Origin of the sequence: Haliea sp., assembly GCF_040222615.1 — a bacterium.
Lineage (GTDB): Bacteria > Pseudomonadota > Gammaproteobacteria > Pseudomonadales > Halieaceae > Haliea.
The window spans coordinates 1-11,890 of record NZ_JAVKCQ010000009.1; the positions used below are offsets into that span (position 1 = coordinate 1).

Genomic DNA, 11,890 nt, shown 5'->3' on the forward strand with positions numbered 1-11,890 from the left:
ACCTGCGCGGCCCGACCTGCGCGGCCCGAACTACAGGTTTTCCTCCGCAAAGGCCGCCAGCCGGGAGCGCACAATACCGTTGACGTGCATGATACCGGCATGGGGGTAGGCCTTGGTCTTTTCCACAAGGTAGGTGAGGCCCGAAGTCAGGGGGGAGATGTACTTGTTGTCGATCTGCGCCAGATTACCCAGCACCACGATCTTCGAGTCCGCCCCGACCCGGCTGATCACCGACTTGAGCTGGAACTGGGTCAGCCCCTGGGCTTCGTCAATGATGATGTAGGCGTTGTTGAACGAACGCCCGCGCATGAAGTTGAGCGACTTGAACTGGATATTGGCCCGCTCCTTCACATAGGCGATGCTGCCATGGCAGGACTCGTCGGTGCCGTGCAGGATCTCCAGGTTATCGTCGAAGGCCGCCAGCCAGGGCGCCATCTTCTCCTCCTCGGTACCCGGCAGGAAGCCTATATCCTCCGCGATGGGCGGTGTTGACCGGGCCACGATCAGCTTGCTGAAACGCTTCTGCTCGAGGATCGCATGCAGGCCGTAGGCCAGGGCCAGCAGGGTCTTGCCGGAACCGGCGGGACCGGTCATGACGGTCATGTCGACACTGTCGTTCTCCAGCAGGGACATGGCCATGGCCTGCTCCAGATTGCGCGGCGCCAAGCCCCAGAAGCGACGATTCATCAGCTTGTCCCGGCTATCACAACGCAGGTAGACGAAGTCGCTGTCGATGCGCTTCACAAAAGCCATGAAGTCCTGGTCATCGTGGACGAACATATTGGGATAGGCAGCCGGCAGGGAGCGGCGCGGAATCCGGTGCAGGGTACAATCGCCCTCGCGCAGGGTGTCAACCTCGGAGATACCGGACCAGAAGTCACCCGCCACGTGTTCATAACCGCGCGCCAGCAGGTCGATGTCGTCCAGCACCCGGTCACGGCGATAGTCCTCGACGTGCATCAAGCCCGAACCCTTGGCCTTGATCCGCATGTTGATGTCCTTGGTCACCAGGCAGACAAACTCCCCGGGGTTCTCCGCTTGCAGGCGCAGGGCCACGTTGATGATGCGGTTGTCGTTGGCCTGGTCCTGGGTCGCGTCCAGATAGGGGATGTCGCTGGCGTCGCTGAGCAGCTGGTCGGGGTAAATGGCAAGCGTGCCCGGCACCCCGGCCATGTTGCTGCCGGGGATGGGAACGCCCTCCTGGATTTCCCGGGGCGAGGCGGCGTCCACCACCTTGTCGATCATCTGGATGGCTATCCTGGCTTCCCGGCTGACAGTCTTCTCGTGCCGGTCCTTGATGTGGTCCAGCTCCTCCAGGACCGTCATGGGAATCACGATATGGTGCTCATTGAAGCCGGTGACGGCGTTGGGATCGTGCAGCAGGACATTGGTGTCCAGGACATAGGTCTTTTTGACAACGGCTTTCAGGGTGGGTTTTTCTACGCGCAGGGGCGAACCTGATTCCATAGCGGATTCCTCATGAGGGCAGGTAAGGGCGACAGGGAAGGCGAGCAGGTCGGGCAGGAAACCGGCAGCGACGGCCGGGCAGAGGTTTGCAGGTAGGTACAGCGTATATTCAACAGCGCTTCCTGGTTGCGGCGGAACCACAGCGTTGACCCGATTACAAACCCTGCCCGGCAGAATGTCAACGCGGGAAATGGCCCCAGTTTGGTGCGACCGGCGGCCGCCCGCAGCGAATCCTGACAGGGCCGCTGTTTTCGGCTACGATAGCCGGCTTCATTCACTACCAGCCAAAGACCTTATCCCGCGATGCTCAACCCGGACTCACTCGCCCAGCTGAAGGGCCTTAAATCCCAGATGGAAGCCGAAAAAGAGCGGGCTGAAGCGGTGATCAAGGGTACCCAGTCCCGCTATGGCTTCGCGGTACTTGACGATGGCCGGGAAGTCTTCATCCCGCCGGACGAGATGCTCAAGGCCTTCCCGGACGACCGCGTGCGGGTCTGTATCCGCCCCTCCGGCGACAACAAGACCATCGCCGATATTGAGCAGCTGGTCGACAGTCCGCTGGGGGACTTCAGCGGTCGCTGTGTGCGCAAGGGCAAGGCCCTGTTCGTACAACCCGATCTGCCCCAGCTCAAGCGCTGGCTGTTCATCCCCCCCCACGCCCGCAATGGCGTGCACGAAGGGGACTACGTCCGCTGCGCCGTCCTTCGCCACCCCATCCGCGACGGCAAACCCCAGGCCAAGATTCTCCAGGTGCTGGGTAACGACGATACCCCCGGCATCGAGAACCTGTACTGCATGGCCAAGTACCGGCTGGCCCCGGCCTGGAGCACGCCGGCCCTTAAGGACATGGAGCAACAGCTGGCGGAATGCCGGCCGCTGGCGACCGAGCGTCGGCGCGACCTGACTGACCTGGAGTTTGTCTCCATCGATGCCGCCAAGACCCAGGACATAGACGACGCCCTGTACGCCGATATCAGCAGCGACGGCTGGACCCTGTATGTCGCCATCGCCGATCCCACTGCCTGGATCCCGCCGGGCTCCAGCCTGCAGCAGGACATTGCTGCCCGCTGCACCTCGGTCTATTTCCATGGCGATGTCCTGCCCATGCTGCCGGAGCAGATGGCCCAGGATACCTGCGCCCTGAGCGAGGGCAATGACCGCGCCGCCCTGGTCTGCAAGATCGCCGTGAGCGACAGCGGCGACGTTGGCACTTTCGAGTTTATCGAGGCCACCGTGCGCTCCAGGGCCAAACTCTCCTATTTCGCTGTCGACCGCTACCTGAATGGTCACGGCGACGACCTGATGAGCCATGCCACGCCTCTGGAAGCGCTCTACCAGGTGTACCGGGCGCTGCGTGCCCGGCGCGAGGCCGATGAACTGGTTATGGAAGATCGCCGGGAATACCGCTGGATCCTCAACGACCGCAAGCAGATCGAGTCCATCGAGCCCCACGAAAAGCTGCTGTCGCAAAAGCTGGTAGAGGAATGCATGATTGCCGCCAACCGCTGCGCGGCCCGTTTCCTCGCCGAGCGCCGTGCCAGCGGCCCCTTTGTCATCCATCCGGGCTTTCGCGCCGACCGCATCGACGAGTGCCGGAAATTCCTCGCCATGCATGCACCGGAAGCCGCAGAGCTGGACCCCGCCAGCCGCGAAGGCTACCGGGATATCATGCGCCAGCTGGCGGCCAGCGCCAACAGACTGCCCCTGCGCGCCATGGTAAATAGGCTGTTGACCCGGGCAGAGCTGTCAACGAAGGCGGGGCTGCACATGGGGATGGCACTGGAGTGCTACACCAACTGCACCTCGCCCCTGCGCAAGTACGTCGACTTCCTGGTGCACCTGCAGATCAAGGCTGCATTACATGGCAAAGAGCCCAACCTGGTGACCCGGGAGCAGCTGGCCGCGGTCAAGGAGCGGCTTGCCAACACCCGCGCCGCCACCCTGGAAGCGGAACGCTGGTTGGCCAGTAAGTATCTGGCGCGACAGGCGCCGCAGCAGGACGCGGGCTTCAACGGGCGCATTATCCACGTCAACAGTTCCGGGTTCAGCGTGCGCCTGGTCGACTGTGGCCTGGAAGGCTTTGTCGACCTGCGCCGGGATCCGGAAAAGTTCAGCTACGACAAATGGACCGCCAGCCTCACCAGCACCACACGCCGTTTCGAGCTGGAACAGGTGGTGGAGCTGGACTACAGCGGCGTGAATACCGACAACAACTACCAGGCTCTGTTTGGCCTGCGCCCCGGCGCCGGGCTCAAGGCCGCGCGGCCCGAGGAGGCCGGGTAGCGGCCCGACCCAGGCCCCGACTCAAAAGCTGGCGTTACCGGGCGTGCGCGGGAAGGGAATGGCATCGCGCACGTTCTCCATCCCGGTCACGTAATTGAGCAGACGTTCGAAGCCCAGCCCAAAGCCGGCGTGGGGCACAGTCCCGTAGCGGCGCAGATCCCGGTACCACCACAGCTCCTCGCGCAAATGTGCATCCATGCGCGCATCCAGAACCTGCAGCCGCTCTTCCCGCTGACTGCCGCCGATAATTTCGCCGATACCCGGCGCCAGCACGTCCATGGCTGCCACAGTGCGCTCGTCGTCATTCAGGCGCATGTAGAATGCCTTGATTTCCTTCGGGTAATTCATCACCACAACCGGCCGCCCGACATGGGTTTCCGCCAGGTAGCGCTCGTGCTCGGAGGCGAGGTCCACACCCCAGGCAACCGGAAATTCGAAGGACTTGCCGCAGTTTTCCAGGATGCGAATGGCTTCACTGTAGTCCAGGCGCTCGAAGGGACTGTCGATGACCGTGCGCAGCCGCTCGATCACCGTGTTGTCCACCCGTTGCTGGAAAAATGCCATGTCTTCTTCGCGCTCTTCCAGCACCCGCGTGAACAGGTGTTTGAGCAGATCCTCGGCGAGGTCGGCATTGGCATTGAGATCGGCAAAGGCAATCTCCGGCTCCACCATCCAGAACTCCGCCAGATGGCGGCTGGTATTGGAGTTCTCCGCGCGGAAGGTGGGGCCGAAGGTGTAGACCTTGCTCATCGCCAGGCAATAGGCCTCTACCTCCAGCTGCCCGGAAACGGTAAGGAAGGCGTCGCCGGCAAAGAAGTCCTCGCCGTGGTCCACGCTGCCATCGGGCTTGCGCGGCAGGTTGGCGAGGTCCAGGGTACTCACCCGGAACAGCTCGCCGGCTCCTTCACAGTCACTGCCGGTGATGATCGGCGTATTGATCCAGTGAAAACCGTGCGCATAGAAATAGTTGTGGATGGCGTTGGCCAGCGTGTTGCGCACGCGGGTAATGGCGCCGAAGGTATTGGTTCTCGGCCGCAGGTGGGCCTGGGTGCGCAGGTACTCGAAACTGTGCCGCTTCTTGGCGATGGGGTAGGCCTCTGCATCCTCCACCCAGCCCACGACCTCCACCTCGCTGGCCTGGATTTCCACCGCCTGCCCCTGCCCCTGAGAGGCGACCAGCTCACCGGTCACCGCGACCGCGCAGCCGGTGGACAGTTTCAGCACCTCACTTTCATAGTTGCCAAGACCGGCGGGCACCACCGCCTGGATGGGGTCGAAGGAGGAACCGTCGTGGACCGCAAGAAAGGAGATACCCGCCTTGGAATCGCGCTTGCTGCGGAGCCAGCCCCGGACCGTGACAGTACTGCCGAGCGGCAGGTCGCCGCGCAGGGCGTTGGCAACCGATACGTGTTCAAGCATGACCAGAGTCTCCCGGGAGGAAATTGCAAGCGGCGCAGGATACCCAAACCAGCCGCCGGCTGCCAGCCGGCGGCTGTCTGCCGGTCAGCGAGCGATCCGGTTGATCATATTGCCCTTGAGGTCCAGGCCCTGGATCAGGCCGAGATCGGAGAAACCCAGCGCCAGCACCGGGTGTTCCGCCCGGGCCAGGCGCACAGTCTTGCCCTCCGCCTGCACCAGATCCACCTCGCCGTTCACCCCGACCTGCCAGTTGACCGTGTTGCGGAAGGACACCAGGGCATCATCGGTCATGAACAAAATGACCTTGGCAGAGCGGAGCGCGCCCTGCGGCAGTTCATGGCGTGCGCTGGTAGTGGCGTAGTAGGCTACCGCCTCGCCGCCAACCAGCAGCGCACCCTCGCCATACTGGCCTCCTGTGCCGAACCCCATGCGGACGAGATCCGGAAACACCAGCACGCCGCGGGCGTCGCGCAGCAAATTTTCCACCCCCGGCGCAAACTCGCGCAACTCTCCCAGGGCGGCGCCTGATTTGCTTTCAATCTGCTCCCGGCTGTCGGCTTGGACAACGCTCGCCGACAGCATCCACGCCAGCACCAGCAACCCAACTAGCCCACGCTCGCCTTTCATGATTCAACCTCACCTATAAAAAATGACTCCCCTACCCACTGTTCCGAAAGCTGCCACAGGCGCTCGGCGGCGGCGGGGTCCACCGCCCAGGATCGAACCCCGTCCCGGCTGTCCTGGGTAGCCGCAGTGGCAATGCGGCAGTCCTCGAGATAGAGCCCGCCGCGGCCTTCGAGTTCCGGCGCCGTGGCAGCCCAGACACTGGTTGCCGCGCCCTGGGGCACTGTCTTGAAGGCCCATTTGCCGCCGGGAAAGCTGGCGGCGATACGGGCCATGTCGTCTTTGTCCATATGCCGCCCCAGCTCGGTGGAAATGGCGCCCGGGTGTACCGCGAACGAACGCACACCGGCTTCCCGGGCGCGCGCGTCCAACGCTACCGTGAACAGCACATTGGCGGTCTTGGACTGCCCGTAGGCCTCCCATTTGTCGTAGGCACGCTGGCGGTAGTTGGGATCTTCGAAATCGAAAGCGGAGTAACGGTGCCCGGCGGAGCTCAGGTTGACCACCCGCGCCGCCCGCCCCTCTGTTGCACCCGCCCTGAGCGCCGGCAACAGCAACCCGGTGAGCAGAAAGTGGCCGACGTGATTGGTACCCAGCTGCATCTCGAAACCCTGCGCGGTCTCGCCGTGGGGGCAGGCCATGACGCCGGCATTGTTGATCAGCAGGTCGATCTTCGGGCAGGCGGCAAGCAGGCCTGCAGCCGCGGTACGCACCTGGTCCAGATCGGCCAGGTCCAGCAGGGCGGATTCCAACCGGCCCGGCAGCGACTCTGCCTGCAGCTGGGCCAGCGCGACATCCAGTTTGGCACGATCCCGAGCCAGCAACCACACGGTCGCCCCGGCTCCCGCGAGGGTACGGGCAGTCTCCACTCCCAGGCCGGCGGAGGCGCCCGTCACCAGTGCCACCCTGCCGCGCAGGTCCTGCCCGGCAATTACCTCGCTGGTGGTGGACTCAAAGCCAAATTCGCGCATCTACACACTCCCTGTTGGTTCGGTTCTGTTATCGTGGAAGCCACTGTGCGATACGATACCACTGGACAACCGATGGACAGCAAAATTCTTGCGCAACTGCAGCGCAGCGCCTACCTCAATTTCGCCACCCGCAAGCGCAGCGGCGAGTTCGTACCCACCCCGGTCTGGTTCGCTCCCGGGGACGGGGACTGCTTCTACCTGTTCTCCGCCGGCGATGCCGGCAAGGTCAAGCGGCTGCGCAATTTCAGCGAGGCCAGGATCGCCCCCTGCACAGTCACCGGCCGCCTGACCGGGGGCTGGCTGGAGGCGCAGGCGCACCTGCTTGAGGACCCCCGGGACATTGCCGGAGCCCTCGCCGCGCTGCGGCGTAAATACGGCTGGCAAATGCGCCTGCTGGACCTGCTCTCCCGGGTCGGGGGCAAGCTGGATCGCAGGGCCTATATTCGCGTGGAGCCAGGATCCACCGCGGGCTGGGTATCCGCCAGCTGACGCTGCCTCACCAATTCCAGCTGGGCCCGGTAGCCCTGAATGTCACTGCGCAGGCTGGCCGCGTCGATCGCCTGTTCAATCAGGCGTTCGGCGGCGGCGTACTGCCGCAGACGGAAGTGGATGATACCACTGGCATAGAGCATCGCGCTGTCATCCGGATTCAGTTTGAGCGCCACGCGATAGTGCTTGCTCGCCGCCAACCAGTCTCCCTCCTCCGCCGCCCGGTCGCCGAGCCAGGCGTGATACCAGGGATTGCGATCGCGATGACGCTCGATACGTTCTACCCAGAAATCGCGCTCTTCGCCGCGCCCCATTTGCGCGTACAGCACCACCAGGTTGTTCATCGCCGAGCGGTCACCGCTGTCGATCGCCAGGGCCTGCAACAGACTCCATTCCGCATCGTCGAGCTGCCCGACATGCCGGTACACGACACCGAGGTTGACCCACAGCTGGGACAGTCCCGGGCTGAGGCGCAGAGCCCTCGCCAGCTCGCTCCATGCGGCCTCGATATCGCCCCTCGCCAGTGCCCCCATGGCGATATTGTTGTGATCCAGCGCCGCCGCATCGACATCTGACAGCAGCCGGGAGGCAGCAACATCCCGCGACTGCAGCGGGTCGATATCGACCATGAACTGCTCACCCGCCGGCATCCGCACCATGACATTGACGTGCAGGCGAACAGAGACGCGCTCACCCATCCGCGTCCACTGCGGGCGCACCTCCAGCCACTGGTAGCGGGCGTCGAGACCGGCTTCCCGGGCCAGGGCGACAAACAGATGGGCAAAGGAGAGACAATTGGCGACACCGGCCCGGAAAACGGCCGCAGCTGTGCCATCGGCGACCGGATCGTAGACCACCCCCAGTGCACCCTGCCCTTTCACCGCCTCGTGCAGACTCAGCAGACGCTGGCGGGCACCTCCGTCGGCGGGAGCGTAGCGGGTCACAAAGGCCTTCATCTCCGGCGTCAACTCCAGCAGGTCGGGAGCGGGAGGACCGGCGAAGGCATCCGCAAGCGACATGGCGTAGCCATTCTGCAGCAGTGGTGGCAGCTGGTTCGCAGCCACTGCGGAGCCGTCCAGGCTCGCACAGGCCGATAGCAGGGCGCCGCACAACAGCGCCGTGACGGCCTGCAACCAGCGCAGCTTGACCATGGCAACCTCCCGATCTGCCCTCGCCGGCAGACCTGCACCAATTATAACCCCCCCGCAAACTTGCTGCAGGAGCTGGCGCCAGCGCGGTCAGGTCAGGCCGCGGTGTGGAGGCCGCACTCGCGACCGTCGTGGACCTTGGTTGGATCGAAGTAGTGCCGGCAGCTCGGCAGCTGGTGCCTGGCCATATAGTCGTCCACGTCCTGCTCTGACCAGTAGAATAATGGCGCGACCTTGAGTATCCCGCGGTCATCAACGGAGACAATATCCAGGCTCTTGCGATGCTCCGTCTCTTCCCGCCGGATCCCGGTCAGCCAGACTTCCGGCTGCAGATCCGCCAGCGCCCTGGCAAAGGGCTCCAGCTTGACCTGGCGGGTAAACTCCCGGTGCCGATCTTCCTCGTCAACCGTCGGAATACCGCCCATGATTGCGTTGCGGCGCTCGGAGGTCATGAGCGGACTGTAGACGCGGATATCCAGTGTGAGATCCCGGATCAGGCGCTCCGCCACGACATAGGTATCGCGCAGGTTATAGCCGGTATCCACCCAGACCGTCGGCACCCCCGCATCCACGGAGCTGACCAGATGCAGCATGACGGCGGCGTTGCGACCCATGCTGGTGGTGGCAATGGCGGGCTTGCCCAGGGCCAGAGCCCACTCCACGATTGCGGTTGCACTGGCCCCGCGGAGGGCGGCGTTGGCGCTGTTCAGGTCAATACTCACGGGCGGTCGGGGCTGCCGTTATCATCAGGGACCCGGAACTCTAAAGAATCAGGGCGGCAGTGACAAATAACTTGATTTTATAAGGTTATGCGCGAGCCGGGACCGCAGCCTGAACAGATGCGCCAGTTTTGCTGGCCGCCAGTCACCATTGCCTGCCCGTCCGGGAGCTACAATACTGGTAGCCGTTATCCGCAACCGGAGCAGATCCATGACCAATTCTCTGTGCGCACGCCTCGGCATCGACTACCCCATTTTTGCCTTCACCCACTGCCGCGATGTCGTGGTTGCCGTCAGCAAGGCGGGGGGCATAGGCGTCCTCGGCGCGGTCGGCTTCAGCCCCGAGCAATTGAAAGAGGAGCTGGACTGGATCGACGAGCATATCGGCGACAAACCCTACGGCGTCGACATCGTGATCCCGCAGAAATACGAGGGCATGGACGCCCTTTCTGCGGAGGACATGGAAAAGCAGCTGTGGGCGATGGTGCCGCAGGAGCATATCGACTTTGCCCAGCAGCTGCTGGCCAACGCCGGCGTACCGGACTGGCCCGATGGCAGCAAAACCATGGGCCTGATGGGCTGGACTGACGCCACCGCCACGCCCCTGCTGGAGGAGGCCCTGACCCGGCCCAAATGCAAGCTGATCGCCAACGCCCTGGGGACGCCGCCGGCGGAGAAAATCAAGCAGGTCAAGGACTCCGGCCGCCTCATCGGGGCGCTTTGTGGCAAGGTCAAACAGGCCCTTGCACACAAGGCAGCCGGGCTGGACTTTGTGATCGCCCAGGGCGGCGAAGGCGGGGGGCACACCGGTGATGTCGGCTCGATCGTGCTCTGGCCGCAGATCGTCGACGCCATCGGCGACCTGCCCATGCTGGCCGCGGGCGGCATCGGCAACGGCCGTCAGATCGCTGCGGCCATGGCCATGGGCGCCGCCGGTGTCTGGACCGGGTCCCTGTGGCTCACCGTGGAGGAGGCCCATACCCAGCCCGCACAAAAGGAGTCTCTGCTCAAGGCCACCAGCGAGGACACCGTTCGCTCCCGCTCCTGGACCGGCAAGCCCTGCCGCATGCTCAAGAGTGAGTGGACCGAGGCCTGGGAACGGCCCGACACACCCGACCCACTGGGGATGCCCCTGCAGGGGCTGGTCACCTCGGACGGCATTCGCCGCACCGCGGTTTACGCGGACAAGGGCGACTGCCAGAAAATCGCCTTCAACCCCTGCGGCCAGGTCATCGGCCAGATCAATACGGTGGAGTCCTGCCGGCAGGTCATTTACCGGCTGCTGGACGAGTATGTGGACGCGGTGCAGAAGGCGGGCAGCCTGCTACCGGACTCCTGACCCACCTGGGCGGCCCCACCTGGGCGGCCCCACCTAGGCGGCCCCACCTAGCTGCGCCCGCCCTCCAGCTCAGCGTACAGTTGCAGAAACTGCAGGGTGAGCTTGTGGCTGGGCGCCATGTCCACCAGCGGTCGGTGCTCCCGATGTGACTCTTTCATCTTCACCGAAGTGCTGAGGTAGGTGCGACACACCGGGTAGCCCTCTTCCTCCAGCTCCGCCACCAACTCGCCGGGCAGCCGCGCCTGGCTGTTGAACTGGTTGATGACAATGCCCTCGACCTCGAGATCAGGGTTGTGGTCTTCCTGCAGCTCGGCAATGTTTTCCATCAGCGAATACAGGCTCTGACGGGCAAAACTGTCGCAGTCAAAGGGCACCAGCACCGTATCGGCAGCGATCAGGGCCGATTTGGAGTAGAAGTTGAAGTTCGGCGGCGTATCGATGTAGACCCGATCGTACTCCTCGTCCAGTTTCTCCAGTGCGTCGCGCAGCTTGTATATCTTGTAGCGCGACTCCAGCTCCTTTTCCAGCTGGGTCAGCACCGGGCTGGAGGGCAGCAGGAACAGATTCTCACTGGGTGTTTCCCAGACAAAGGAATCGGGATTCTGGCGCATCTTGCGCGAGCCCACCGTCTGCTTGAACAGCCCGGCCACGCCCTGGGCCTCGGCCGGGAACGCGTCGGCGTCGATTTCGCCAACAAGGTAGTGAGTGCTGTTGCCCTGCACATCGAGGTCGATGACCAGTGTGCGCAGGCCGCGGGCGGCGCTGATGGCGGCAAGGTTGCAGGTAATGCTGGTCTTGCCCACCCCGCCTTTCTGGTTGAAAACAACGCGTTTCATGCTGGGGACTCTCCCGGGGTGATTGCTGGATCGGGCCGTGCAGTGTAGCCAAAGCAGTTCTGGTTGGGTAGGCAACGACCGCTGTCAGGCCTCCCAGACCCGATGGTACAGGGCCTCGATGTCCGCCTTGTCAGGCAGACGCGGGTTGTTCGCCGGAGACCCGGAGGCCAGCGCCTGCTCCGCCATGGTACCGATGGCGTCAAACCAGTCATTCCCGGCTATCCCCCAGGCCCTGGGGCCGGGCACCTGCAGGTCGGTGGCCAGCTGCCGCAAACCGGCTACCAGCTGGTCCAGCGCCTGTGCGTCACTGTCTGCGGTTGTCGCCATGCCCATGGCGCGGGCGCAGCGGGCGTAGCGCTCCGGGGCATGGCCCACGGACCAGGCGGTGACCTCGGTCAACAACATGGCATTGCTGAGTCCGTGGGGCACATGGAACAGGGCGCCAATGGGCCGGCTCATGCCATGGATCAGGGTCACCGAGGCGTTGGCGAAGGCGATCCCGCCCTGGGTCGCCGCCAGCATCATCGCCTCCCGCGCAACGCGGTTGCCGGGTTCGGCAAAGGCGGTGCGGATATGCTGGCTGATGCCCTGCAGG

Annotated in this window: 11 protein-coding genes; 3 read left to right on the plus strand and 8 right to left on the minus strand. The window is 64.0% G+C overall.

Annotated elements, in window-relative coordinates; all coding sequences use genetic code 11:
- Nucleotides 1-30: 30 nt before the first annotated feature.
- On the minus strand, nt 31-1,467 hold the full coding sequence (locus RJQ10_RS00445) for a PhoH family protein (protein WP_350142500.1): 1,437 nt from the start codon (nt 1,465-1,467) through the stop codon (nt 31-33).
- 351 nt (nt 1,468-1,818) lie between these two features.
- On the opposite strand from RJQ10_RS00445, the gene RJQ10_RS00450 reads away from it, so the two are divergent.
- The gene (locus RJQ10_RS00450; RefSeq protein WP_350142502.1) at nt 1,819-3,750 is read left to right on the plus strand and encodes a VacB/RNase II family 3'-5' exoribonuclease; all 1,932 of its coding nucleotides are present in this window, start codon (nt 1,819-1,821) and stop codon (nt 3,748-3,750) included.
- 21 nt (nt 3,751-3,771) lie between these two features.
- On the opposite strand, the gene asnS is transcribed toward RJQ10_RS00450, so the two are convergent.
- The 3 genes from asnS to RJQ10_RS00465 all read right to left on the minus strand — a co-directional run bounded on the left by asnS (nt 3,772) and on the right by RJQ10_RS00465 (nt 6,764).
- The gene (gene asnS, locus RJQ10_RS00455; RefSeq protein ID WP_350142504.1) at nt 3,772-5,169 is read right to left on the minus strand and encodes an asparagine--tRNA ligase; all 1,398 of its coding nucleotides are present in this window, start codon (nt 5,167-5,169) and stop codon (nt 3,772-3,774) included.
- A gap of 84 nt (nt 5,170-5,253) precedes the next feature.
- The gene (locus tag RJQ10_RS00460) at nt 5,254-5,796 is read right to left on the minus strand and encodes a lipid-binding SYLF domain-containing protein (protein ID WP_350142506.1); all 543 of its coding nucleotides are present in this window, start codon (nt 5,794-5,796) and stop codon (nt 5,254-5,256) included.
- Complete coding sequence (locus tag RJQ10_RS00465) at nt 5,793-6,764, minus strand: SDR family NAD(P)-dependent oxidoreductase (RefSeq protein WP_350142508.1); 972 nt, start codon at nt 6,762-6,764, stop codon at nt 5,793-5,795. The genes RJQ10_RS00460 and RJQ10_RS00465 overlap by 4 nt, the downstream gene beginning before the upstream one ends.
- Nucleotides 6,765-6,836: 72 nt before the next feature.
- On the opposite strand from RJQ10_RS00465, the gene RJQ10_RS00470 reads away from it, so the two are divergent.
- Nucleotides 6,837-7,253 carry a PPOX class F420-dependent oxidoreductase gene (locus RJQ10_RS00470; RefSeq protein WP_350142510.1) on the plus strand — a complete coding sequence of 139 codons (417 nt, stop codon included), beginning with the start codon at nt 6,837-6,839 and terminating at the stop codon, nt 7,251-7,253.
- Here the strand turns inward: RJQ10_RS00470 and RJQ10_RS00475 are convergent.
- Entirely contained in the window at nt 7,202-8,404 is a 1,203-nt protein-coding gene (locus tag RJQ10_RS00475) for a tetratricopeptide repeat protein (protein WP_350142512.1), read from the minus strand. The genes RJQ10_RS00470 and RJQ10_RS00475 overlap by 52 nt on opposite strands.
- A gap of 92 nt (nt 8,405-8,496) precedes the next feature.
- Nucleotides 8,497-9,123, minus strand: a complete 627-nt coding sequence (locus RJQ10_RS00480; RefSeq protein ID WP_350142514.1) for a phosphoadenosine phosphosulfate reductase domain-containing protein — start codon at nt 9,121-9,123, stop codon at nt 8,497-8,499.
- 208 nt (nt 9,124-9,331) lie between these two features.
- Between RJQ10_RS00480 and RJQ10_RS00485 the strand changes: the two genes are divergently transcribed.
- Nucleotides 9,332-10,459 carry a nitronate monooxygenase gene (locus RJQ10_RS00485; protein WP_350142516.1) on the plus strand — a complete coding sequence of 376 codons (1,128 nt, stop codon included), beginning with the start codon at nt 9,332-9,334 and terminating at the stop codon, nt 10,457-10,459.
- A gap of 47 nt (nt 10,460-10,506) precedes the next feature.
- Here RJQ10_RS00485 and RJQ10_RS00490 read toward each other — a convergent pair whose 3' ends face one another.
- Nucleotides 10,507-11,295, minus strand: coding sequence for a ParA family protein (locus RJQ10_RS00490; RefSeq protein ID WP_350142518.1), 789 nt, complete (start codon nt 11,293-11,295; stop codon nt 10,507-10,509).
- An 84-nt stretch (nt 11,296-11,379) separates the two neighbouring features.
- A partial coding sequence (locus RJQ10_RS00495) for a dehydroquinate synthase/iron-containing alcohol dehydrogenase family protein (protein ID WP_350142520.1) occupies nt 11,380-11,890 on the minus strand: 511 nt, incomplete at its 5' end.

What these genes read in the sequence shown, in the direction of transcription:
- RJQ10_RS00445 (WP_350142500.1), bottom strand. Translation starts at nt 1,467, where the DNA reads ATGGAATCAGGTTCGCCCCTGCGCGTAGAAAAACCCACCCTGAAAGCC.
- asnS (WP_350142504.1), bottom strand. Translation starts at nt 5,169, where the DNA reads ATGCTTGAACACGTATCGGTTGCCAACGCCCTGCGCGGCGACCTGCCG.
- RJQ10_RS00465 (WP_350142508.1), bottom strand. Translation starts at nt 6,764, where the DNA reads ATGCGCGAATTTGGCTTTGAGTCCACCACCAGCGAGGTAATTGCCGGG.
- RJQ10_RS00485 (WP_350142516.1), top strand. Translation starts at nt 9,332, where the DNA reads ATGACCAATTCTCTGTGCGCACGCCTCGGCATCGACTACCCCATTTTT.
- RJQ10_RS00460 (WP_350142506.1), bottom strand. Translation starts at nt 5,796, where the DNA reads ATGAAAGGCGAGCGTGGGCTAGTTGGGTTGCTGGTGCTGGCGTGGATG.
- RJQ10_RS00490 (WP_350142518.1), bottom strand. Translation starts at nt 11,295, where the DNA reads ATGAAACGCGTTGTTTTCAACCAGAAAGGCGGGGTGGGCAAGACCAGC.
- RJQ10_RS00470 (WP_350142510.1), top strand. Translation starts at nt 6,837, where the DNA reads ATGGACAGCAAAATTCTTGCGCAACTGCAGCGCAGCGCCTACCTCAAT.
- RJQ10_RS00475 (WP_350142512.1), bottom strand. Translation starts at nt 8,404, where the DNA reads ATGGTCAAGCTGCGCTGGTTGCAGGCCGTCACGGCGCTGTTGTGCGGC.
- RJQ10_RS00450 (WP_350142502.1), top strand. Translation starts at nt 1,819, where the DNA reads ATGGAAGCCGAAAAAGAGCGGGCTGAAGCGGTGATCAAGGGTACCCAG.